This window comes from Sphingobacterium sp. JB170 (assembly GCF_900163865.1).
Classification (GTDB): Bacteria; Bacteroidota; Bacteroidia; order Sphingobacteriales; family Sphingobacteriaceae; genus Sphingobacterium.
In genome coordinates this window covers 37,514-63,374 of sequence record NZ_FUKU01000055.1, presented here as the reverse complement: position 1 = coordinate 63,374, position 25,861 = coordinate 37,514, and the positions used below count along the sequence as shown (strand labels likewise).

Annotated in this window: 16 protein-coding genes; 1 reads left to right on the top strand and 15 read right to left on the bottom strand. The window is 47.3% G+C overall.

Annotation, left to right across the window (positions count from 1 at the left end; all coding sequences use genetic code 11):
• Positions 1–29: 29 nt before the first annotated feature.
• From FM107_RS14280 to FM107_RS14260, 5 genes are all read right to left on the bottom strand, one after another.
• Positions 30–1,313 carry a pitrilysin family protein gene (locus FM107_RS14280; protein ID WP_086949156.1) on the bottom strand — a complete coding sequence of 428 codons (1,284 nt, stop codon included), beginning with the start codon at positions 1,311–1,313 and terminating at the stop codon, positions 30–32.
• Positions 1,303–2,556 carry a pitrilysin family protein gene (locus FM107_RS14275; RefSeq protein ID WP_086949155.1) on the bottom strand — a complete coding sequence of 418 codons (1,254 nt, stop codon included), beginning with the start codon at positions 2,554–2,556 and terminating at the stop codon, positions 1,303–1,305. Before FM107_RS14275 ends, FM107_RS14280 begins: the two co-directional genes overlap by 11 nt.
• A gap of 25 nt (positions 2,557–2,581) precedes the next feature.
• The gene (gene hemF / locus FM107_RS14270; protein ID WP_086949154.1) at positions 2,582–3,481 is read right to left on the bottom strand and encodes an oxygen-dependent coproporphyrinogen oxidase; all 900 of its coding nucleotides are present in this window, start codon (positions 3,479–3,481) and stop codon (positions 2,582–2,584) included.
• Positions 3,482–4,492: an NAD(P)H-dependent glycerol-3-phosphate dehydrogenase gene (locus tag FM107_RS14265; RefSeq protein ID WP_256959553.1), complete on the bottom strand. Its 1,011-nt coding sequence runs from the start codon at positions 4,490–4,492 to the stop codon at positions 3,482–3,484. It lies immediately after the preceding gene.
• Between the two features lie 218 nt (positions 4,493–4,710).
• The gene (locus tag FM107_RS14260) at positions 4,711–5,091 is read right to left on the bottom strand and encodes a hypothetical protein (RefSeq protein WP_086949153.1); all 381 of its coding nucleotides are present in this window, start codon (positions 5,089–5,091) and stop codon (positions 4,711–4,713) included.
• 317 nt (positions 5,092–5,408) lie between these two features.
• On the opposite strand from FM107_RS14260, the gene FM107_RS14255 reads away from it, so the two are divergent.
• Entirely contained in the window at positions 5,409–6,464 is a 1,056-nt protein-coding gene (locus FM107_RS14255; RefSeq protein ID WP_086949152.1) for a 3-oxoacyl-ACP synthase III family protein, read from the top strand.
• 223 nt (positions 6,465–6,687) lie between these two features.
• On the opposite strand, the gene FM107_RS14250 is transcribed toward FM107_RS14255, so the two are convergent.
• From FM107_RS14250 to FM107_RS14205, 10 genes are all read right to left on the bottom strand, one after another.
• Positions 6,688–6,873 carry a CsbD family protein gene (locus FM107_RS14250; RefSeq protein WP_086949151.1) on the bottom strand — a complete coding sequence of 62 codons (186 nt, stop codon included), beginning with the start codon at positions 6,871–6,873 and terminating at the stop codon, positions 6,688–6,690.
• Positions 6,874–7,363: 490 nt separating this feature from the next.
• Positions 7,364–10,408 (bottom strand): TonB-dependent receptor, encoded by a 3,045-nt coding sequence (locus FM107_RS14245; RefSeq protein WP_086949172.1) that lies wholly within the window; start codon positions 10,406–10,408, stop codon positions 7,364–7,366.
• A gap of 31 nt (positions 10,409–10,439) precedes the next feature.
• Entirely contained in the window at positions 10,440–12,125 is a 1,686-nt protein-coding gene (locus tag FM107_RS14240) for a RagB/SusD family nutrient uptake outer membrane protein (RefSeq protein WP_086949150.1), read from the bottom strand.
• 20 nt (positions 12,126–12,145) lie between these two features.
• Positions 12,146–15,238, bottom strand: coding sequence for a SusC/RagA family TonB-linked outer membrane protein (locus FM107_RS14235; protein WP_086949149.1), 3,093 nt, complete (start codon positions 15,236–15,238; stop codon positions 12,146–12,148).
• Positions 15,239–15,281: 43 nt separating this feature from the next.
• Positions 15,282–16,271, bottom strand: coding sequence for a DUF4961 domain-containing protein (locus FM107_RS14230; RefSeq protein WP_086949148.1), 990 nt, complete (start codon positions 16,269–16,271; stop codon positions 15,282–15,284).
• Positions 16,272–16,279: 8 nt separating this feature from the next.
• On the bottom strand, positions 16,280–16,723 hold the full coding sequence (locus tag FM107_RS14225; RefSeq protein WP_086949147.1) for a DUF5004 domain-containing protein: 444 nt from the start codon (positions 16,721–16,723) through the stop codon (positions 16,280–16,282).
• Positions 16,724–16,732: 9 nt separating this feature from the next.
• Entirely contained in the window at positions 16,733–18,460 is a 1,728-nt protein-coding gene (locus tag FM107_RS14220) for a RagB/SusD family nutrient uptake outer membrane protein (RefSeq protein ID WP_086949146.1), read from the bottom strand.
• 70 nt (positions 18,461–18,530) lie between these two features.
• Complete coding sequence (locus FM107_RS14215; protein WP_256959552.1) at positions 18,531–20,810, bottom strand: GH92 family glycosyl hydrolase; 2,280 nt, start codon at positions 20,808–20,810, stop codon at positions 18,531–18,533.
• 108 nt (positions 20,811–20,918) lie between these two features.
• Positions 20,919–23,264: a GH92 family glycosyl hydrolase gene (locus FM107_RS14210; RefSeq protein ID WP_086949145.1), complete on the bottom strand. Its 2,346-nt coding sequence runs from the start codon at positions 23,262–23,264 to the stop codon at positions 20,919–20,921.
• Positions 23,265–23,281: 17 nt separating this feature from the next.
• A complete protein-coding gene (locus tag FM107_RS14205; RefSeq protein ID WP_086949144.1) occupies positions 23,282–25,852 on the bottom strand; it encodes a glycoside hydrolase family 38 C-terminal domain-containing protein in 2,571 nt (856 codons plus the stop codon).
• Between the last annotated feature and the right edge of the window lie 9 nt (positions 25,853–25,861).

Below are 25,861 nucleotides of genomic sequence, written 5' to 3'. Positions count from 1 at the left end.
AATTCCTCCTTAAAATAGGCAATTTGCTATTAATTCAATTTGCCTACGACAATCTTTAATAAGCGATCGTAGTCAAAGTATTTGTTGGCGATTTGCTGCGCCCGATCACTATCCATTGTACGAATGACTTCGTTGTGATTGTTGAAATAATCGAGGCTCATACCAGATAAATAAGCCGTTTTGAATTTATCGGCATGCGAAAATATCGATTCTACACTTCCTAGAACTGCGCCCAACATATAGTTTTTGACTAATGATATTTCCTCTTGGCTGGCACGAATATTACGTAAATTATCAAACTCCTGTTCAATTTCATGCAAAGTTGCTTTTGTTACTGCCGCACCGACATCTGTCGCCAAGGTAAAAAAGCCACCATGTTTGAGGCTAATGTTTGCCGAACTAATACCATATGTATATCCTTTTTCTTCTCGAATGTTACGCATCAATCGTGATCCAAAATACCCGCCCAACATCGTATTTACAAATTGCACTGCGGGGAAATCAATGTGTGTACGACTAATACTAGGCATCGCATATCGAATAGAAGATTGAAGAGCGTCTTTGCGTTCGTCGAGGATAAAATCGGATTTAAACCCATCAAAAGGGTGTATAGATGTCGCTGGCGGCAACGCTTCGGTATTCTCCCAATTATAATCAAAAAATTCACGTACTTGCCGAAGTACTTCGGGCGTAATGTTACCCGACAAAAACAAGGTGCAATTGCTTGGCTGTGTTTGCTGCCGATATAAAGCGAGTAAATCGCTACGATTCAGTTCGTCATAACTACTTTCTGTAGGCGTGATACCATATCGATTCTCGCCGAACAAATGATTATAAAATAGCTTCCGTGCTAAAAATTCATTTTTCTGAAGCGAAATTTGCAATGCTTGCTTATTGTTCCGTTTAAAAGTATCTAACTCCGTTTCAGGAAAGACAGAGTTGATAAGAACGTCATGCACTAACGGCAGTAACTGCGTTATATGTCTTTGTAAAGTGTATAAAGTAAGGGAGGCGTGATCAAAACTGTGCTCCGTGATTAAATATGCGCCCAAGTAGTCTACTTCCTCAGCAATTTGTCGACTGGTCCTCGTTGTGGTGCCATCTTTCAACATCTTATTTAAACAAGTGTTCAAAAGCGGTTTTTCGGGTTCATTAAAAATATTATCAAAGACAAACTCTGCCTTTATTAATTCCATTTCATCCGCGGGAAAAACAAATATTTTCAGCCCGTTCTTACATGTTACGGAAGTAGGTTCGCGTAAGGAGAGGCTATTTATCGCATGTTGCGCAGGAGCTATTTTTCTATCCAACATTCTCTGTAGTTTTAGGGTGATAAATCAAGGTTGAGGAATTCTCTTTTAAGAACATATTTTTGGCAACACGTCTGATATCTTCAGCATCTACGGCCTGATAGGTTTCTACTTCCTTATTGTATAAATTCGCATCACCTAAAGATTCATAATAGGCAAGATTTGTAGCTTTGTCTTGTATCGATAACTCAGAAAACACCATGGTGGATTCAATTTTATTTTTAATCTTCTGCAGCTCTTCGTTGGGCACGGGTTCCTCGGTCAACCGTAACAACTCGTTCCACATTTGCTCTTCGGCTTGCTCTATTGAAATTCCTGCTGATGGTTTTCCCTCAACAACTAATAAATTATTGTCAACTGTCCCCAAAACATATGCATTAATCTCACTAAAAAAAGGACTATCCTTTACCAACTTTAGATATAGCCGGGAAGAAGTTCCAAGCGATAATATATCAGAAACTAAGTCCATTGCCGGATAATCTGGATGATGTTTGTCCGGCCCGTGAAATGCGACGTAAATACTTTCGACAGGAACGTCAGCATAAACCTCTTCACGTCTGGCTTCGAGTTGCTTGGGTTCTTTAGGTAAATTGCGATCAATTTCTGCTCCTGCTGGAATCGAAGCAAACCATTTTTGAGCGAGCTTCTTGATTGATTCTAGCGTGACATTCCCAGCCACAACCATAATTGCATTATTGGGCACATAGTATTTTCTAAAAAAGGCTTTCACATCATCCATTGTTGCGTCCTCGATATGTTTTAGCTCTTTACCAATGGGTGCCCACCGATACGGGTGTGTCTTGTAGGCTAAAGGCCGTAAACGCAACCAAACGTCACCGTATGGCTGATTAAGGTACCGTTGTTTGAACTCTTCACAAACAACATTACGTTGGACTTCTAAACTTTGCTCGCTAAAGGCTAAACTTAACATGCGATCACTTTCCAACCAAAAAGCTGTTTCTATATTTACAGCAGGAAGTGTAATATAGTAGTTGGTGATATCCGTATTGGTAAAAGCATTATTCTCCCCACCGACTTCCTGAAGCGGGGTGTCAAAAGCGGGAATATTTACCGAACCACCGAACATCAGGTGCTCAAACAAATGGGCAAACCCTGTCTTGTCTGGCGATTCATCTCTACTTCCGACTTGGTACAAAATGTTAACGCAGGCCATCGCTGAGGTATGATCTTCATGCACCAATACGCGCAGCCCGTTCTCGAGTTTAAATTGTTGATAACTTATCATTTATATTTTTTAAGCTTGTAATTTATTAGACCCAATTAGTGCCCTTTTTCAAAAAAGCCAATGTTTCATATTCCGGGGATCCGACAATTGGCTGAAAATTATATGCCCAATTCGCTTGCGCAGGAAGACTCATCAAAATAGATTCAATTCGACCATTCGTTTCCAGTCCAAACCGAGTACCCGAATCGTATACCAAATTAAATTCTACATAACGCCCTCTTCTTAAAAACTGCCATTCCTTTTCTTGCTCAGAGAATGTTTTATGGCGGTTTCTATTCACTAATTCTTTGTATATAGGAACAAATGATCGCCCCAAATCACACGAAAACCTGTAGATCTGGTCAAAGGTTAAACCAGTTTTCTCGGGCGTTAATTTATCGTAAAAAACACCTCCGATTCCTCGCGTTTCATCCCGGTGCTTAATATAAAAATAATCATCTGCCTTGGTTTTAAAATCCTCGTAAAATGAATGATGATAATTATCGCATGTCGATTTCACCTGTTGATGAAAATATTTTGCGTCCTCGGGAATAACGTAGTGAGGCGTTAAATCAATTCCGCCACCAAACCAGCGAATTTGCTCGTTTAATTCAAAATAACGAATGTTCATGTGAATGATAGGGACCCACGGATTGTTCGGGTGAATTACGATGGACACGCCGGTAGCGAAAAAGTTTTCCTCTTCCACACCAAAGGCATCCATAATCGCCTGCGGAAGTTTACCTTGAACAGCCGAAAAATTAACACCACCTTTCTCTAAGATATTTCCGTCTTGTATAATACGAGTCTTTCCACCCCCACCTCCTTCACGATTCCACAGTTCCTGCTGAAAAAACGCTTTGCCATCGAGTAACTCTAAATCTTTAGTTATCTCATCTTGAATCGCTTGGTAGCCGATTACTATTTCTTCTTTCGTTATTCCCATTTAACTTAATTTTGAAACTAATTTTTTAACCTCAGTTGCTGCATCTTGTTTACGGTATAATATCTGATAGACCATATTACAAATAGGCATTTCCAAATGATAGCGATGTATGATATTTTGAATACATGCCGACGCATAATACCCTTCGGCAACCATATTCATTTCCAGTTGTGCTGATTGTACTGTGTAACCTTTGCCAATCATGTGACCAAATGTACGGTTCCTACTAAATTGAGAATAGGCCGTTACCAGCAAATCACCTAAGTAGGCGGATGCATTAATCTCGCGATCGGCTTCCGGGTCAATGGCTGTCAAACAAACCTCCATCTCGCGAATCGCGTTTGAAATTAGCACGGCAAGAAAATTGTCTCCAAATCCTAAACCGTGACAAACTCCTCCGGCCAACGCGTAAATATTTTTTAACACGGCACCATATTCGACCCCAAATGTATCTGCGGATATTATCGAATTAATATAACGATTCCTAAAATATTCTGCGACTCGCTCGGCGTTCCCTTGATCTTTAGATGCTAACGTTAAATAGGATAATTTCTCTGCGGATACTTCCTCAGCATGACATGGCCCTCCCACTACGACAATATTTTCTAACGAGATGTTGTATTTGCGGGTAAGATACTCACCGACAATCAAATTTTCGTCGGGTATGATACCCTTAATCGCCGAGACTACAATTTTGTCCTTAAAATCGGATGGCTGAACATCTTTCAACGCATCTTTTAAATAAGCCGATGGAGTGTTCAACACAACAATATCTGATTTCTGGACAACGGATTTGGCATCGAGATATAGATTTTCCGCTTCGACACGAACCTCCACGGCGCTCAAATAGCTGGGATTATGTCGGTACGACTTGATGTACTGCAAATCTGCATCCTTTCGTATCCACCAAAGAATATCTTTTTGGGTAGTATTGTCACCCAGTATCTTGATCATCGCTGTAGCCCAGCTACCGCTCCCCACCATCCCTATCTTCTCTTTCGAAAAACCCATAAATTTGCTGTTTATTTCTCTCTGTTTCCAAAGCAAATATACACATTAATTCTCGTGTACGAGACGAAACAAGCGTGACTTTTTAGACACCGATATCCCAATTTCATCGCTGCAATTAATTTCATTTATCTGTTACACAAGAATTTGATTGCAAATATTCACTATCGAAAATTGAATTACCTTCCCCTCCCGTTCCTTAAAACACTTGCTCAACACTTTTATAAAATCCTCTTCCGATTGCGCTCCAGATACCACATATTTTCGATCAAACACGAAAACGGAACAGCACGCACACTGACTAGTTGCACCGCGTAGAATTCATCTTCAACTTGCTGCGGATATAAATACGATTCGAGAACCTCCTTTGCATAATGACTAAACCTATGCGCATTTATTGAATTTGCAACAACTGCGTTCTCTAATTTGTATCCCAAGCCTTCTGAGCCACCTATTAACCCCATCTCACGAGCGTGTTCAATGAACACCCCCACCGTGTTCGAAAAATATTCAAAATAGTTTTCTTCTAGGCATGTTTTAAAATCTTTGTCAAGCAAATAGCTTTTACACTCAAATTGTTCTTTATCATGAAATGGGAACACCTATAACGCTTTCTCAAACCGCCTTTTCCGTCATAGCCAAACGGACACGACAAGTCATATTTCTCCAAACATAACGCCAATTTTTTTTTAAAAAATTACACCTATTGAACAATGAAGCACGGATATGGTAGCTCGAATGATCAAAGAAATATACAAAATAATTACGGACAAAATTATTAGTCTGTGAAATCTTACGTTTCGCTGAATATTAGATTGTATTGATTTGACGGTCTAGCATTAGGTTTAACCCGAATTAATTCCGATATTACCTCGGCGCTTTAAGTAGCACTGTTATCAATTAGACATTCAACATACGCATGAATATAAAAATTATAGGGTCGGGCAGTTTTATTCCGGAATTAGTAATTAAAAATGACTATTTCTTAAATCACTCTTTTCATGATTCGAGTGGAAAAGTACTACCTGACACCGAAAATATCATTAAAAAATTCAAGGATATTACAGGAATTGAAGAGCGCCGTTATGTCGAAGATGGTTTTGTCACTTCCGACATGGCTGCGGCTGCGGCAAGAAAAGCAATCGAACATGCGGCAATTGATAGCGAATCGATCGATTACATTATTCTAGCTCACAATTATGGTGATATTTTGGAAGGCTCAATCCAATCTGATACCGTGCCAAGTATAGCTGCACGTGTGAAACATAAACTGGGGATAAAAAACCCCAAATGCGTTGCATACGATTTACTTTTCGGCTGTCCAGGATGGGTTGAAGGAATGATTCAAGCAAACGCTTTTATTAAAGCTGGGATGGCAAATCGGTGTCTAGTAATTGGTGCAGAAACACTTTCTCGCGTGACAGATCCACACGATCGCGACTCAATGATCTATGCCGATGGTGCCGGCGCGGTGATTGTAGAACAGTCCAGCAATGATGTTGGATTACTCGCTTTTGAAAGTGCGACCTATAGCCTAATCGAAACTTCGTATCTAAACTTCGGGCCCTCATTTAATACGGAACGAAACGACGATCATAGGTACATAAAAATGAAAGGACGAAAAATATATGAATTCGCCTTGACTAACGTTCCGCTTGCTCTAAAGCAATGCTTAGAGAAAGCGGAGGTTGATATTTCAGAGATTAGCAAAATCCTCATACATCAAGCAAATGAAAAAATGGATATTGCAATTATTGAACGGTTTTTCAAATTATATGATCTCACTCCGCCGGACAATATAATGCCGATGACTATCGGCACATTAGGAAACAGCAGCGTCGCAACAGTGCCAACGCTGTATGACCTAATTAATAGAGGTATGCTGGACAATCACACATTTAATTCCGGAAATATTTTACTTTTTGCTTCGGTCGGTGCAGGTATGAACATCAATGCTTTTATATATCGCGTATAGGAAATCAACCAAATTTCAAAATGGTGTTGTTTTAGTTGATTTATAGTTATTTATATTTAATTATCACGGTTTCTATACGGAAAAAAAAGGCGATCCAGCAAATGCATGGGATAGTGTCGTTTCTAATCATAATTTTCTTATTTCTTTTGCAGTATCCTTTTAGATATAAAAAGGAGTAAACTGTTTCAGCTTACTCCTTTTTATTATACGAAGTTAAAATATCTTACATATCATTCAACCAATTGTTGACCTCATCTTTAGTCTTACCAGTTTTCTTTTGCAACTTACCCAGAAGTTCTTCTTCTTGTCCTTCTGCATAAAGTAAATCGTCATCTGTTAGATCAGCATATTGCTGTTTAACTTTTCCTTTGATCTCGTTCCAACGGCCTTTCCATGTTAATTCACTCATAATATTTCCTTTCTTTTGTTTAATCTAATAACCAATAAGGGCACACTATGTTTCTAAAAAACCATTCTTTAATAGTTATTTAATGTTAAACTGCATTCTGGTTAAATTTTTTAGCCACTCAAGGTGCGCGAAAAATAAGCGAGATCGTTGCCAGTATAATACACGGTTTTACAACCCTGCCCGATTTCTATATTCGCGAAATATTGCCAATTGATTTTCCCCGACAATTAGCGATAACACATCGAGACATTCCCCCCTATATTGGCTTGGGTGATCACGGAGAGAAACTGGCACCCGTGTCGACTGGTTATCACGCCCATACCGGCAGGTTCGCCGATTATGTCGTGATATATTGCCATGATAGCATCCGTGCTGTAGGCATTTAACATTACGTTATTGTTCGTGTCATCTCCGCTTGATTTCCGCTCCTAATTGTTAACCGATGCAGCATTTCGAAATGAACTTTTCAAAGTGTTGTGCGCTGCTAGGGTTAAAAACCTATCTGAATTCCTAAGTTTACGACCCTTTGGTTTTGATAAGCATCACCAGCGGTATTGGAAGTAACCTCCGGGTCCTGCTGATACAAGGAGTAATTGGTCCATGTAAACAGGTTATAGCCGCTCAAATACGCCCGCGCGTTGTTAATCTTAAGAGGCAACCAGCGGTCTGGTAACTGGTAGCCCAACTCAACAGTTTTTAGCCTGAGGTAGGTCGCGTCGATTAACCAAAAATCTGACATATACGAGGAAGGGCTACTTATCGTTGTCGGGTTTGTCGTCAAGCGTGGAAATTTAGCGGTCGCTGCTGTTTGCGGCGTCCAGCGCTCTTGATGAATAGGTTGAAACTGACTCTGGAAAGGCTCGATACCGCTACCATGCACACTAAAACTATAACTGGTCGTCCCTTGCAGTAGCGCGCTAAAGCTAAAGCCTTTGTAGCTTCCGCCCAGAGTAATACCAAAACTGGTATTGGGAATGTTTGGCCTGCCAATAGTTGTCCTATCGTAATCATCAATAATACCATCCTCATTAAGGTCTTTGTAACGCAAATCGCCCGGCTGCACCACATAACCTCCTGTTGGTTTTGGACTATCGGCGATATTATCTTCGGAGTAAAACCCATCAAACAGGTAGCCAATAGGCTGATTAATCTGATGCCCGGTCAGCTGTAGCCATGGATAAGCAGGCATTGGCTCGTCTTGAAATAGGATCTTATTCTTAAAGTAGGTAAATACGCCTTTTACATTATAATTGAACGCGCCGATATGGTCATTATAGTTCAGTTCAAACTCTAACCCGCGGTTGCGCACACGGGCAATATTCGATGGGGACACTCCTACGCCAATGTTAATTGGCAGCGACTGCGAGGTGACCAGCTGATCATATCGTATGTTATTAAAATAATCAATGACCAATGAAAATTTACTTTTAAACATGTTCATTTCTAGCCCCACGTCAAAAGACCGCTGCTTTTCCCAAGTTACAATCGGGTTGCCTAAGTTACCCTCCACTATTCCTGGCGCGGATTGATGTGTTTCGCCAAATGAGTAGTCTCCGCCATCGTTGTACACTTGCTGAAATAAATAGCGGTCGCCCGCGACCTTGTCTGAACCGACAACCCCGTAGGATCCTCTGATTTTAAAAAGATCGACAAAATCAAACCGCTGTTTGAAAAATTCCTCTCGCGCTAGGTTGTACCCTACTGAGATTGCCGGAAAGATACCGTAACGTTTGTCGGATTGAAAGCGATCCGACCCGTTGTACGCTAAGGTAAGGTCCAACATATATTTTTCGTCGTAATTGTAGCCCGTACGCCAGGTAAATCCTTGAAAGTTTTGCGGAATCCAGTTGGTCTTCTTGTCGCCTTTAGTTTTATAGGATTCTCTGTTATAGAGCACTAGGGAGCTTATATTGTGGGCACCAAAAGTTCGGTCATAATTGAAGTTGGCCTGAAAATTCATGCGGTTATTGTAGTCACCTTGGTAAGCGCGCAAGGTGTAATTGCCGAGCACATAGGGCGCGCCGCCTTTGAGCTGGTAGTCGTCGGTATAGGGGTAATACCGGTATACGGGGATCTCATCGCGCGCCTGTTCGCGTTTATTGGATTCAACACTCGCGTAAGCGATACGCGTGGAGAACGAAAGTCCTTTGGTGATAGCGTCCAGCTCCTGGCTGCCACCAAAGAGAATGTTAATATCATTCCGACGATCCAAATTATAACCGGCTGTCGCTAACCGCGCATTAACCGTAGGCAGAAGTTCCTGTGTATCATTCGCGTAGGTGTATGAACCATCCGGATTTAAAAAGGGTGCAGACCAAGGACGAATCTTATTGAAGTCGAACACTTCGCCGACAACATTTCCCGCGCGCGGTGAGTTAATTTTATTGAAGTTTGTCCGGAAGTCCAACCTTAACTTTAAGCTTTTGGTCGCCTGGACGTCCAAGTTCGAGCGCAGGTTGTACCGACGGTAATAATAATTGTTATTTATCTGATCCCCCTCATTAGCAAAGCTGTACAGGTTTCCATCTTGCGAAAGGGCGCCGCCGGAGATAAAATATTTGATCGTCTCACTACCGCCCGAGATGTCTACATTAGTGTTGTACTGAAAACTTACCGGCTTAAAAATACGGTCGTACCAGTTGATATCGGGATGGCCGTATGGATCATCCCCCATACGGAAATGCTCCAAGGCGGTCTGATCAAACAGCTTGTTGGTGTTATCGCCTTCCGTATTGGTTATCGCCTCATTCCATAGTAGCGCCGACTCATAGGCGTCTAAAAACTTGAGGCGCGTTACGGGACTCTGCATCCCGGATTCCATGCGCACATTGATCCGTGGCTTGCCCGATTGCCCGCGGCGCGTTTTCACAACAAGTACGCCGTTGGCTCCTTTAATACCAAATACGGCCGTCGTGGAAGCGTCTTTCAATATCGAGATACTCTCAATCTCGTTGACATTGATCTGCGAGAGCTGCTCGTAGGTAAACTCGATATCGTCCACGATGATCAGTGGCTGATTCCCTTCGGAGTTGAGCGAGCTCACCCCGCGGATATAAAAATCCGAGGCATCGCGTCCCGGCTGACCGGACCGTTGCACCGATACGAAGCCCGGCAGTCGCCCGGTGAGCGCATTCTGCACGCTAGAGGTCGGCACATTACGGATATCAGCCCCCTTGATGGAGCTAACCGCGCCCGTATTGGTTAGCTTCTTGGTAGTCCCAAATCCGACCACAACAACTTCGTTGATATCTTGCGCGCTCGACTGCATAATAACCTCTATTTCGTTTTCATCCTGCACGCTACGCTCCTGAGTTGCATAGCCTATATTGGTAAAGACGAGCATACCACTTCCATCTATTGGCAGACTAAATCGACCATTACGATCGGACTGAACCGTGCCACCTCCTTTTTGCGTGATCGTGACACCTGCCAAGGGTCCAGCATTATTCTTCACAATCCCGGTAATGATGGACTGTGCAAATATTAGAAACGGAGCAAAGACCGTTAATAATATGATATATATACTTTTTTTCATCAGATTAAACTTCATTGGTTAATTGATTTGGTTACCATCCTGGATTCTGCTCCATTTGTGGGTTCTTGATGACCTCACTAAAAGGAATCGGCGCCAAGTACATCCGTGTTTCAAATTTCATTTGTAAGACGGGTACGGTTTGGCGTATGGTGCCGGTACTTGTTTGGTAGATCACCGCCGCGTGCAGTTCTTTGTCAAACTGGTCCTCGGCGATTTTCCAGCGGCGCACATCGTAGAATCGGTGCTCCTCAAAGGCCAGCTCCTTACGCCGTTCCTGACGAATTATCTCTCGCATCTGCGATTTTGACAACCCACCTGCAAGTGCAAAAGGAGCCAGGCCGGCACGCTCGCGAATACGCTCAACGGCCGCGTAGACCGAGCCATCAGGCGCCGACAAACGCTCATTGCGCGCCTCTGCGAAATTCAATAGTATCTCGCCATAACGAAATAAAATATGGTCGTGGTTCACGTTGCTGTAATTGACCGATGATTCAAAATCTCCCATGAACTTGCGCAGATAATACCCTGTTTTCGTCTGCTGCTGCGAGCCTCCCGGTTTGTCCGACCCCCCTTCGAAAGTCTCCACCGGACGACCTAACCACATCGCGCCATTATAAAATACCGTTGCATAGAAGCGTTTATCTCGACCCAGGTAGGGCTCCTCGGCGTTGTATCCCGAGTTGGGATCGGTGATATCCAATCCATTTTCCATCCCGAAAGCGTCCACTAGTTCCTGAGTCGGACTGGTCCTGCCATTGTTGATGCCGGCAGCGTACCCCACGGGACCATTGTTATTCTCCACGCTGGTATTGTTGTCGCCCTGCTTGGCGAATATTCGTTCTTTATTGCGGGTGATAAAAACATTTGTAAACTCCGATTCTAGCAAGAATAGATTTAAGTCCATGACGTCCATGGCCGCGTTCTCGGCCAGCTGCCACCGCTCGATCGAGAAGTCAGCGTAGCCTGTCAGGGGATTTTGCCCATCGATATTCTCGCCGTTAAATAACGGGCTTGCGGCGTACAGCAAAAGGCGCGACTTCAGCGCCAGCGCAGCGGCTTTAGTTGGTCGTCCATAGTTTGGCAGATCGAAAGGATCCGTCCGCAAACTATCTTTTATCGCATCGCACTCGGCGGCAATATAATCCACGCACTGCTGAAAGCTACTCCGGGAAAGCTCGATATTATCGTCCAGCTGGTAAACCTCATCGCCTAGCAGGGGGATACCCCCATGACGCTTGAGCAGCTCGAAGTAAAATAGTGCGCGCAGGAACTTGGCTTCAGCCTTCCATACTCTTTTCAGGGGTGTTCCATTTTGGAGCTGCCCTTTGAGCGGCACGCGGTCAATGTTGTGGATAAAAATATTTGTCTTGCGGATACCTCGGTAGAAAGATCCCCACCGGTTATCCGGATAGCTGTCGGCGGTGTAGGTCCCTAATGCGAGCTGCTGTACGGAGGTATTGGTCGGGTTTGATGAAAGCGCGTCATCGGTACCCGCATCCAGGAAATCTCCACCTACTCTATTACCAGTTTCGGGAAGAAAGCGGTAGCAATCCGTCAGGAAGCGGTTTGCATTCACGCCCGCCGAATCCTTTGTATCGAATACCTGCTCCAAGACCTGCTGCTCGATTGGTACGATCTCTAAGTCACTCTCGCAGCTGCTTAAGGCGCATGCAAATGTCGCAAACAATAAGGGCCATTTAAAATTTATATTCTTCATAATCAGTCTCACAATAAGGTTTATAACTTAATATTTACGCCCAGAACAATCGTCCGCTGCGCGGGATAGGACGTCTCATTATTGATCTCCGGATCAAGCCGGCTATAGGGGGTGAAAGTAAATAGGTTTTGCGCGTTGGCAAAAATACGAAGCCCAGCAATATTGATGCGTCGGCTCAACTGGAAAGGGACCGTGTATCCCAGCTCGAGATTCCTTACGCGCAAATATTCACCCGAGCGCGTCCAGTAACTCGAGGTGTTCAAAAACGGCGTATTAGTCGGGTCTGAACCAACTGTAAGGCGAGGGTAACTCGCGCTCTCTGCGGTCTCCGGCGTCCAGCGCCCAACCAAATAACTAAAGCCTTGACTCTCGCCATTACTACCAAAGGAATAGTCTGTTTTTTGGTACGTGCGGTTGGCAACGCCTTGCAGCAGGACGCTAAAGTCAAATCCCGATACGTTGAATCCTAGCGTAGCGCCATAGAAAATAGTCGGTTTTGTATTGCCTATTGCCGTCTGATCGTACATATTGATAATGCCGTCGTCGTTTAGATCCACGAGCTTCACATCACCAGGGTGCACCACATTTCCCCCGAGCAGCGGCGCCTGAGCGGCCTGCTGCTCGTTCTGAATAAGGCCATCGGCGAGGTAGCCAAATGTTTGCCCAATAGGCATACCCGTGCGGCGGTTCCAGTCATACTGCTGGAATACTTCATTCATATACAGCACCTGGGTGCGCATACGCGAGGCATTCGCGGTGACAAAGTAATTGAACGCACCTGCATGATTCTGATAGGTTAGGCTCAGCTCCTGCCCTTCATATAAATTCTCTCCGATATTCTCATTGGGATAATCGATACCGATGAGTTCAATTGTGGAACCGCGCTGTTGAAGTAAATCGTAATACCGATCCCTGTAATAGTCAGCCGTTAGGCGGAACTTCGAATTCCAAAACGAAGCGTCTAGACCGATGTTAAACTTACTTCCTTTCTCCCAAGTACCATTCACATTGGCCAGCCCCCGCTCCACCAAGCTATTGACGTACGAATATTCTGAGCCGAAGCTATACCCGTTCCCACCATCCTGACCGTAGGACGAGCGCCAGCTGTAGTAGCCCAAGGCGCCTTCGTTGGTATTACCCGTCTTTCCGTAGGTGGCTCTTAACTTAAGCTGATCGAGCCAGCCAGCGCTCTGGGAAAGGAAAGATTCTTTTGCCAGGTCCCAGCCAATGCCCGCAGCGAAAAAAGTGCCGTACTTACTTCCGGGTTGAAAGCGGTTAAAACCCGAATAATTCACGGCCAGCTCGGCAAAATATTTATCCTGAAATGCGTAGTTCCCTGTTGCGGCGAAGTTGGTATGGATCGCCGGCAGGTCGAACTGGTAATTTGCGGTTTGCTGATCGACGAATAGCTTTGCACCCAGTTTGTGACCACCAGCGATCTGCGTATCGTACCCCAGGGCGCCCTGAAAATAAAAGAAATTGGCCGTCGAAGTAGTCTCAAATGAATTGGGCTGATCGGCAATATCGCCATAGCGCACATATATCAGCTGACCGGCCTCATTATAGCGCACATCGAAAACAGGCTGCAGCCTACTTCTATTGGTAAAGCTCGAAGAGGTGGACGATACATTTACCTTTCCGCTAGCATATAGCCCCGGTAGCCATTGATTGAACTTATACTGGAAATCCAGATTCGCAAATACGTCTCTGGTATTATCAATCAGGTACCCCGAACCGGTGGTCTGTTGATAGAGGTTTGTTCGAAATACCGAGGATCCACCATACGATCCGTCGTCATTGCGTATCGGATACGCATTATTCGGGGTATTGTACAGGCCGCTTAGGATATTCGAGGTACCAGCACCTGGCTGCCTGCCTTCTTGAATACGGCCAAACAGCTGCAAACCAATCGTGAAATCTTTGGTCACGTCGACATCGATAGAGCTATTTATCAGGTAGCGGCGCTGCTCAAGGTTAGTCGAGTAATCAAAGTCGTCGACCGATTTAAACATCCCGTCTTGGGCAAGATAGCTTAGCGAAAGGGCGTAACGCGCATTTCGAATCCCCCCATTCACCCCCAGGTTGTACTTGGTAATGGGGCTGCTGTTTTTCAGTACTGCGTCGTACCAATTTACGTCTGGATAAAGCAGTGGCGAGCTGCCATCGCGGTACAGGTTAAAATCTTCCTGTGTATATACAGGCTGCCGACCGCTGTTGAGTAGGGCTTCATTATAGAGGTACGCATATTGATAAGCATCGAGCGGCTCGGGCTGCTTGAGGGATTGCTGCATGCCCGTTTGCGCAGTAAAAGAAATACGCGGCGGACCGACGGTGCCCTTTTTGGTGGTTATTTGCAACACACCACGCGAGCTACGCTGGCCAAGTAGAATCGAAGAAAGAGCATCTTTGGCGATCGTAACTGACTCGATACTTTCGGGGTCGATCGAGTAGATCTCGCGCTGCACGCCATCAATAATGGTGACCGGCTGCTGTCCGCGAAGCTGAAAATTTAACTCACTGTTATCGCTAAGGCTGGCGCTGTACCGTGTTCCCTCGGCGGGTAGCGAACCTGCCAGATCGTTCGCTGTGATCGCACTCGAACGGGCGTTCCGAAAACCACTAACCTGCTGCGTATAAAGGCCGGGAATCCTGCCCGTAAGGGCATTTAAATAAAGTGATGTCGGTGTCCCTTTAATCTGATTATTATACACTACCGAGCCCGATCCTAGGTTATTATGGATCGTCTTTTTATCGTACAACACGCTGATCGTGTCTTCGCGCTGCAGGTAGCGGCTTACGAGCGCCACCTGCATTCCCGCCTTAAGAAGGATGGACTGCGGGTAATAACCGGGATGCTGGATAACGACGCGAGATCCAATCTCGGCCGGTACGCTAGCGCTACCGTCCTCGCTAGTCTGGGCTAATAACGCATTGTCCTGCGAGTAAACCATTGCCCCCATTAAGGGTTTACCATATTCGTCGAAGACTGTTAACGAAACCTCCGGCGCGTGCGCGGCATTCGCCAAGGGGAAGGTAAGGCTGTTGCTGCTGTAGCTCCTTAACGGTAGAAGGAGCACCGCTAAGAAACCTATTTTTATATAATGACTCAACATGTTCAGTTAATTTTTGATTCGTATTTTAAAATTGGCTTGCAGGTTAATCGCACCGAAAAGTATATCTAAAAGGCTCATCGGTATTCCCATACCCGACGGTCTTGGTACCCGTTTGGTCGGTAAAAAAGTATTCAAGGCGCGCTATCTGCATGTCCGCTGTGAGGCCGAAGAACCCACGGGGCCAGATATCAATTAAAAAACGCTTGCCACCAACGCCTTGAAGCTTGGTCTTTTCATTCGGGGCACTGCTTTCAGCAATCAGCTGATCGTTCGCATCAAAAGCGCGCACACGCAAGTAAACATCGTCCAGGTTATCTAAGGCGGTATTGGCTACACCGGCATTAAAATTTAGGGTAATGATATCGTTATCCAAGGTTTTCACAGGCTGCACGGTCCCCAGCTGGGGGTTGACAAAGTCGATCAGATCACCCTGGCCACCAGTCACCTCGAATATATTGGAAAAGGCAAACTTCTTATAGTCCGTATCTTGAGGACGCAGATTCTCGATCGCAGAGCCGACATAGAACCCTAGGCGCAGCAGCATATTTTCCTCACCGAGGTCACATTCCACCTTGACGTTAAAGTCTATATCTTCGTTATTCGCAAACGTATATGACTGCGTACTTCGATAAATGATCCACTCGAAATCATCGACCAAATTGGGACCGATTCCGAACATCTTTTTTGCCGCCTGGTGCCAGTTTAACCCCGAGACGGGCTCGATTTCACTATCGGGTATCAGGCGCAGTGTTCCGTTACCTTTGGGGCTGGTGAAGGTCAGCACGGCGTTTTCACGGGCGTTCCATCCTTTGGGCACCATAATGCCTGCGAGCAGCTGCGTGGTATACGTTCCAGAGCCTTCAATGCGCGGTTCGGCTCCACTGTGCATGGTGAAGGTTACTCGCTGGCCCACTTCCCCCTGTGGAGGAACGGTCACTGTCAACGATTTCAGCCCACACTGAACCAAACAGATCGTAAGCAACAGTGCCGCCAAGAAATATAAATATGATATGGTTTTAATTGGTTTTTTCATGGCTTTGGTTATTCACGTTCAAAATTATATTGGTAGGTATTTCCTGAGCAGCCCAAGCTAAAAGAAAGGCTGAGCTGCCGCTCTCCCTTGACGACGGGGTACTGCATGCTCACTGCTAGCTCCTGCCCATCATCTTGAGCGCTCATCAGTAAGCTGAAAGGGTATTGCGGATCGTTCAAGCGGTAGTTTCCCGACCCTTGGAGCATGAATGGCAGCTGCTCGGCTACGCTATATGTGCCGTCTGGCTTAAATTCAATGCTAAAATTCGTCATGTCCATCCGCTCACTCAGCTCTTCACCATTGCGGCTAAGCTGCACCACGTGCCACTTGCCGGCGATCTCTTTGATGGGTTCATCGCCGCTCGAGATCTTGGATATCTCATCTTCACACGAACTCATCACCAGGAAGCTCGATACCGCGATTAATGCTAATAGTTGCTTTATTCTCATCATGTATAGCTTTTAATATCCAAAATTCTGTAACAGGTCTACCGATTTAGCGACTTCGGACTGGGGGATCGGCCAGAGGTACATGCGCTGATCAAACACCCTTTTACGCACCGCTATGGTGTTGTAGGACGTTACCGAGGATATGCGCACGGGCTCGGTTCCGTGTAGCTGCCTGTCCTCGAGCTGCTCGGCAAGCTTCCAGCGGCGGACATCAAAAAAGCGGTGCCCTTCAAAAGCAAGTTCCTTTTGGCGCTCGTTATGAATAATCGCGCGCATGGCGTCTTGCGATAGCCCTGCCGGTAGTACGAAAGGCTCGAGTCCACCGCGCTCACGTATCGATTCAATGGCCTGGTATACCTGCTGGTCGGGCGCCGATAGTATTTCGTTGCGCGCCTCCGCATAATTCAGTAAGATCTCCGCATAGCGTATAATAGGAAGGCAACGCGGGGTCACGGTATTAAACCAATCAGCGGCTACATCTCGATTGACCATCTTATAGCTGTAGTAACCCGTCGGGGTACCCTTGTATATCGCATCCTGACCCGAGCTAATATTATTGGGGTTTGTTTTATCAATATAAATGTTCACGGGGCGCCGCGCGAGGCCGTCGCGGTGGAAAACAAGCGACTGATCGCGCGTAATAGTATTGGCAAGCCGGGGGTCTCTATCGCGGTAAGGTTCTTCAGGCCTATAGCCCGAGGACGGATCGTCAATCGGCAGACCGTTTTTCATGCCAAAAGCGTTGACCGTCTCCAGGTATGGATAAGCGCCAGGGCTGCTCACACCGAAGGTCGGTGGATTCCAGATCCCTTCCAGTTCGCGGTTTGCGTCTTGCATCCTAGCGAGCAGGTATTCGCTATTCTTGCGCAGCTGAAACAGCTCGTAAAATCCGTACCCGGCCTCCGAAGCGTTATTGATGTGCAAGCTGTACTCGCCCGAGGAAATAATTTGCTCGGCAGCCGCTTGGGCCCGCTCCCAGCGGGCGTTATCTTTTTCTGGGTATCCGCTGATGCTGCGCAGGGGCTCTTGGGCCGCTATTCCTTCGCCATTAAATAATGGGCTTGCGGCATACAGAAGCAGGCGCGATTTCAAACCATAGCAGGCGGCTTTATTGATCCTGCCGTAATTCTCGCCGCTATGTACCCAGGGAAGGTCTTGCGCTGCGGCGTCACATTCAGCGGCTATATACTCCACACACTCGGAAAAGGTATTTCGCGCGGAGGGAATTTCATCCGTCGCACGGTAGACGCTGTCTCCCATCAGCGGGACACCACCATAATGCTCGAGGAGAATAAAATAATAGTAAGCGCGTAGAAAGCGCGTCTCTGCTTTCACGCGCACCTTGATGTCATCACCGAACTTCGCTTGCGGCAAATTTTTAAGCATGATGTTCGCTCGCCTCACATTCGTATAGCTTTTCGACCAGGCATCGTCGGTAATCATATTTGCATTTACCGTGCCTGTAGCAAACTGAATGAATGTATTGATTGTACCCAAGCCAGCGCCCTCGGCTTCATCGGTGCTCGCATCGAGTCCGCCACCACCAAAACGCTTGGGCGCAGTGGCAAAGCCGATATCGGCGTATATCCCCGAAAGGAAATTAATGGTGTACGCACTGTCGGAAAAGACGACCTGCTCGTTTAGGTCCGTGGACTGTGTAGAATCTAAAAACCCTTGTTTCTCGCACGAGGCTAACGCTAGTGCGGCTAATACTAAGTAAATTAAATACCCCTTTTTCATAACTTGATTTATAATGTATCGTACTTCTTCTCCCCCGTTATCCTGCTGCTCCCCTACAGCAGGCGAAGAGCTATTGCAGCGCGCTTAGTGAAAACGGCCTTGAGTCCGGGGAGATCCCACGCTCCTTGTTCGGCCTCGGCCCCATAACGAATTCCAGTTCACCACCCTTTACGATATCGGCATACCGGATATAGTTCTTATCGTATAGCTCGCCGTTTAATCTGGCGGACTGAATGTAGACGTTCTGGGGACTATTATTTTTGGCCAGTATGAGGAACTCCTTGCCATCTTCGAGCTTGAGTGCTACGCGCTGGAACACCGGACTACCAAAAACATATTCCTCGGTACCCGGGCATACACTGTATAACCCCATTGCACTTAACACATACCAGGAGGACATTTGACCTTGGTCTTCATCACCGGGGTAGCCTTTCTCGGTAGCATTATACAATTGGGCCATCACCTTACGTGCGCGCTGCTGCGCTTTCCAGGGCTGGCCACTGAAATTATATAGGTATGGAACGTGCTGGGTAGGCTGGTTTCCATGCGCATATTGCCCCATTTTCGCCAGTAGCATCTCGCGCATCTCATGTATCTCTTGTTTATAGCTGCCATAATTGATCGTCTGTTCCATGGTGAAAAAGGAATCCAGCTTCGCATTGAAACGGTCCTGCCCCCCCATCAGGTTGATTAACCCATTTATGTCATGCATCACCGACCAGGTATATTGCCAGGCATTGGCTTCTGTAAACGGGCCGCCCCATTCAAATGGATCGAAATCCGCTCGCCACTGCCCGCTGGGCAAACGGCCACGCACGAATCCGACCTGTTTGTCAAATACATTCTGGTAATTGTACATCTGCCGGGCGAATACCTTTTGGTAAAATTCATTTCCCGTGAGCTTCGCTAACTGATAAGCGCAGAAATCATCGTAAGCATACTCGAGCGTCTTGGCGGTACTTTCATGAACCTGGCCGTACGGAACAAAGCCTTTGGTGAAGTAGTCCTTCCAGCCCTCTCTGCCGTTCGAGCCACCCCAGTATCCTTTGTTGGTTGACTCGTGGTAATACGCTGTTAAAGCACTATCGGGATCAAAGCTGCGGATCCCTTTCACCCACGCATCGGTGAGCAGTGAAATGGCATGGTTGCCGATCATCACGCCGGACATGCCCGGATTCGACCAGGTGGGAAAGAAACCCGCCTGTTGCTGGGCGTCCAGCAGCGATTGCATATATCGGCCCTGCATCTGTGGGTGCAAGATATTACTTAGTGGAAACTGCGCGCGAAAGGTATCCCAGAACCCATTATCAGTGTACATGTAACCGTTATGGATTTCCCCATCGTAGGGACTGTAGTAGTACGGATTTCCCTGTTTGTCTATCTCATAGAACTTACGTGAGAAAAGATTAGCCCGGAAAAGGCAGGAGTAGAATGTCGCTTTCTCCGCTTCTGTCCCTCCCTGAACACGCACGCGATTCAATAGGGTGTTCCATATCTTAAATGCTTTATCTTTAGTTGCCTGGAAATTCTTGTTCCCGCCGAGCTCGCGACTGAGGTTCAGCGACGCCTGTTGGGGGCTGATATACGAAGAGGCAAGCTTCACTTCCACACGCGTACCAGGTTTGAACTCCAGGTACGCTCCTGCGCCCTGCCCGTGGCGCTCTTTGCTGCCGGCCTGCACGGTACTATCGCCATTTCTCCACGTACCGAAGGTCTTGAAATCGGCATCGAAGGTAATCTCAAAATAGTTTTTAAACCCCTGAGGCACAAAGCGTCCGTTGTTCACGTAACCGATTATTTTACGCTCGCTCGGGATAATCTGCACCTGGCTATCTTTCAACAGACCGTCTAATACCAAGAAGGCCTTTTCGTTTTTAGGAAACGAAAAACGCATATGTGCGCCGCGCTCCACGGGGCTGATCTCTGCGCGGATGCCGTTTTCAAATTTAACCGAATAGTAATGGGGCTTGGCTACTTCGTTGTCGTGACTAAACGCAAGCGCCCGTTGATCTTCCCCCACGCGGAGACTTCCGATACCCGGCATGAGCGAGAACACGGCGTAATCACCCATCCAGGGGCTACACTGGTGCACCTGCTGAAAGCCGCGAATGGTGCTCGCTTTATAAGTATACTTCCAACCGTCGCCATTCTTGCCTGTCTGTGGCGAGAAAAAGTGTACGGCAAAAGGAAGGCCAACCGTTGGGTAGGTGTTCCCATAGGATAGCGCCCACTCGGAATCTGTGCCCTGCAGAGTATTAACGTACTTCACCAGGTCACGGCTTTGCCCATAGCAGGCAACCACGCCCAAAAGCGGTAGCATAAGCCAGGTAAAAATCTTTATTTTCATCATATTTGTTCCATTGTTAGCTTTCTTAATTCCTCTATTTCCCTTTCTGTCCAGCATATATCCCGCCGCGACTAACGGGAAACCTACATCTTCTCACGCGTCAGTTTTATTTTAACTTGCCGCTATCCCCCACCCTTTGTTGGGTTTATCGCCCATGAAAAGCTCTAGTGTTCCGCCGGCGGCTATCTCCGCAAAGTCGATATGGGACTTTTGGTAAGGCTTCCCGTTCAGGAGCGCTTTTTGGATATAGCTGTTTTTGCCCTCTAGGTTATTATGCGCCTTCACGGTAAACTGCTTGCCTTCGTAGTAATCGTTATCCAGGCGGAAGTCAACCTGCGCAAAAACAGGACTGGTTATTTCCATGCGCGTGCTTCCCGGACATGCCGGATGCAGCCCCGCCGAAGCGAGCACGTACCAGGCCGACATCTGCCCGACATCCTCGTTGCCCACGATCCCTTCGACAGAATTCTTATACGCTGTTTCGCAGATGTATCGCGTCCATTTCTGTGTCTCCCAAGGGGAGCCCAGGTAATTAAATAGAAAGGGCACCAGGTGGACCGGCTCATTGGCGTGGTTGTAGTAATCATTCCAGAGCATGTTCTGCGGCGTTTTTTCAAAAAAAGCGCGCAGATCAGCCAATGCGGATTCCCTACCGCCCATAAGTGCTATCATGCCAGGAATGTCATGCGGCACAAACCATCCTTGCTGATAAGGGTTACTCTCGATTGTGCCGTACCACTCTTTTATGCGCCCCTGCGCGGGCCACGGCTCCCAGCTGCCATCGATTTTACGCGGTCGAAACCACCTTTTGCCGGCGTCAAATATTTCGCGGTAGGCCAGCGATTTTTGTAAAAATTCCTGCTCATCGTCCTTCTTTCCAAGTCCCTGCGCAAGCTGAGCGATACACCAATCCGTGTAGGCATACTCCAGCGTGTTGGAGATACTAAAAGGAGGCCCCGAATATCCGAGAGAATCGTTACCAAACTTTTTAGAGGTGTTCAGCGCGTAACGATAGGCCTCCTCGAGGTCGTATCCTCTTATCCCTTTCACGTAGGCGTCGGCGAGTACCGATAGTGCGGGATTACCGATCATGCAGCCCGAATAGGCATTCATAATTTCCCAACGCTCGTAATACCCGCGGCCCGACTCGCGGGCAAGGGTGATCAGCGAGTTGAGCTGATCGTTCACCAGTTCAGGGTTGATGATCGTCTGCAGGGGAAACTGGCTGCGAAAGACATCCCAGCCGCTAAACATGGTGCGTTTAGTGAACGAGCTGTCCTCCCGTATCTGCTTATCGCCTCCTATATAACGGCCGTCAACATCGGTATAGGTACGGGGGTCTATCATCGTGTGGTATAGCGCAGTATAAAATATAGTCTTTTGATCCCCCGTCCCGCCCTGGATTGCAATCCGGCCGAGTTCCTTGTTCCATAGATCGTTTGCCTGCTGACGCACCAGCTCGAAGGACTTGCCCTTTATTTCTTGATTAAAGTTATTTTTAGCACCCGCCAAATCGACAAATGAAATGCCGACTTGCAGGGTGACCTGCTCACTGCTCGCGGTTTCAAATTCCGTAAAAAAGCCCAGGTGATCGCCCTGCTGCTGTTCGGGGCGATCGATCAAGGATGCCTTTTGCACGTACGCGAGGTAATCGGCGCTGACTACTTCCTCTCGTTTTCGCACCCAGTCATCCGGAATATCAGCCTTCCACACCCCGTAATCCTCCAGCGGCTTGCTAAACCTGGCGTAAAAGTAAACCGTGTAATCGGCGCTACCCTCACCATTGCCCCAGCCGCCGCCCTCGGGCGTGCAGCGCATCCAGCCGCCGATGGTATGCGCGTCGATCTTTTGGATAAACTGTTCGGTGGATGTCCCCCCCACGCGGCGCGCTAGATCGATCTGTATGCGCGAGCGCTTATGCTCCGGAAAGGTGAAGCGCATCATGCCACTGTGCGGGGCGGCGGTAGTTTCCACTTTAATGTTATAATCAGTGAGATCCACGCTGTAGTAGCCTGCTTTTGCTACTTCGGAGCTTTTATCGTAGCCCGAGCGGTACCCGCTTATGCTACCGTCTTCCTTGCCCGCGATAAGCTGCAGGTCTCCAGTTGTAGGCATTACCAGTAGATTTCCTAGATCACCATACCAACCCACGCCACTCATCTGTGTAAAGGCGAACCCTTCGATCGTACGATGCTCATCACTATACCCCGAACTGTTATCGCCGCCGGTAATGGTATTGGGGCTCACCTGCACCATACCGTAGGGTGTTGTCGCTCCAGGAAATGTTTTGCCCAAACCATGGTAAGCATCCGCGGCGCCTACATTGGTACTCGCTCCAATGAACGGATTGACATAGTCCACTACATTTAACGGCTTTTCACGGCGCGTTTCGCTGCAGGAATGAAGGGACCATAGAACGCAAAACAGCATGGCAAATATTCGTACTCTTATAAACATGTATTATATTTTTATCTTTATTTTTTCTTAATTCGATACGTTTGAATTCCAAATTGTGGTATCTCAACGTTAAAGGTGGTCTTACCGCCGCTACTTTGAAAGGCCATCGGAGCGACAAGCTTACCATTAAGGAGCACCTGGTGGATCTGAGAAACAGTAAAGCCCAGGTCAACCTGCTGCGGTTTGTCTTCGCCCGCTGCGTTGTAAAGGCGCAGCAACAGCTCATCGCCCTGCTCCTTCATGGCCGACACCTCCAACCCGCTATCTCCCAAGCGCACAAAATTCTTGTTCTGGCCAGCATCCGCCGCGATTACGCCCAGCAAGGGCTCATTCCAGAAGTTGCTTTCCGCTGCGATCTTAGCGCGTTGCCAGCTGCCGACGTGCGGCAGAAGTGCATAGCGCATCTTTAGTGGGCCGGTGATCTTGTAGTCGACACCCCACAGGCCTACCCCGGAATACTGCGCGGTCAGGCCTAGCGGGTAGTCCCGTCCGTGCAGGTACGAGGTAGTATGATCCGAAAATAAGGCGAGGCCGTACGCTTCATCTTGCTGCATTAAGTCCACCCAGTGTAGTATCACGTTGTGTTTTATAGCGTCCCAAGAGCCAAAAAATGTGTTCTCTTGTTCACTTTTGGTCACATCAAATGGCGCGTCTTTATACAGACTGGGCTTGACGAGCGAATTGGGAAACAGCACTTTTAACTTATAGCGGTCATCGGTATAAGCACGCCTATTGTCCGTCCAGTCGTGCTGTTGCTTATACTCGCCAATGCCGACGTTGTGCAGCCAGTCCACCTGTAGATCGAAATCTATGCGCCGTTGCCCGGCTTCTAGGGTGATCGTCTGGCTGAAAGGATGCTCCCCGATATGTCCTTGCACTTTTACCTGTACTAGAAACGGGTTATCTTCGAGCACCGTAATTTTCGCGGGCTTGTTCTTGCTCGAAAGGAAACTGTCCTGCTGAACAAAATGCCCTGCCAGCTCACCAAAGGCATACTCACCATTTTGCTCCACGAATTCTTTGTTTGCGGCATATTTCGCTTTAAGGCTGCTGATCACGCCTCCTTTAGTCCCGTCGAGTGTGATTTTATACATGGCATTCTCGATGATGCAGTTCCCTTTTGCATCGACATGCACCTGCTGGATCGCCTTGTTCTGGCTACGATGGGGCTCCTTATTTACTAATACATAGCTTTGATACCCAAGACCGGTGAACTCCGGGCGAAAAAGTAGCCACGAGCGACCATCTTGTACTGACACTTCACTAACTGAATGTTTACCACCTTGATCATAGATGGTTATATCATAAATAGATAGCGCCGGCGGCAAGGCTACGCGCATCACTTGCGAGCGGCTGGCGGCGACGGTATTAAAAACCTTCACGTAACCGATCGTATCGTTTGTGCCTTGCCTTGACACTTCCGTTGAAATAGGGTAACTATCCAGCGCGCTGGCGATCATCCGCGTGGAAAGGCTATCGCTGGTATTGGTCCACGCGCGTACGGCCTGCTCCCACGTACGTCCTTTAGCAAGCTGGTTGTAAGGCACAATCCACGAGTCGTGGTGCTGGGCCATCATTAAGGTTCGCCAGGCTTCGTTTTCATCTTCGGGTGCGGGCCGGAAATCATTATCGATGTAAGCCATCGCACCAATTTTCTCCGCTACCATGATATTGTTTTCTGATTTACGCACATCCTGAGCGATACGCTGTAGCGCCTGGCTCCCCCACATGAGGTTCACGCGGATATCTTCTTGGCTTAGCCGCCAGTCATCGGTAGACTTGCCCGTGGATATATCTTTAAAATATTCTGTCCAGGTGAGGTAGGTGGATTCGTTTTTCACCTGCTCGCCATGCCCTAGCCACGGACCATTGTCCCAGCCGGCATCCTGGTAACACATCCCGACCGGATTAGCGATACCTTGCGCGTAAGCGGCCTGTAAAAAGGTATTGGAATTGTTCCATGCCGTGGTCTGCCAGGTGGAGTTCTCCTGGAGTGCTTCGGAGGCGTAGCGCGGCACGGTGAGGATTGAGGTTCCCTCAGGACCAACCCAGTTCACCAGCTCACCACCGTAGGCTGCGGTATAGCCACCCCAACAGGTGTTCGGGCATTTCAATACCGCGTACTTAAAACCGAACTGCTTGAGCAGTTGCGGTAAGCTGCTGGTAAAGCAGGGTTCTTCCACGGCGTAGCTCGTGAAAGTAACGGCAGGGAAATGCGTGTTAATCTTCTGCATACCGTATGCAAACTGCCGGATAATGCTTTCCCCGGATATATTATAGCAGTACGGCTGCGCGTAGGTTGGATTGGTAAAATCGATTCTGCGATCGGCTGCGAGCTCGGCAAACGCGGCGTAAGCCTGGGGTTGGTCTATTTTAACGGAGTCCCAGGTTTCTGGCTCGATCTCCATGCCGATCTTCCACTCGGGGTGCGCAGCAAGCTTTTCGATCATAAAGCCCGTTACCCAAGAAGGGTAATGCCCGTACACGCCGCCGTGATAACCATCAACAAAATAAGGCTTTTGTGCGTATAGGCCCGTGCAGGCTGATAAAGCCAGCAACAGGGATAATATGTTTGTTTTTCTTCTCATTAATGGAGG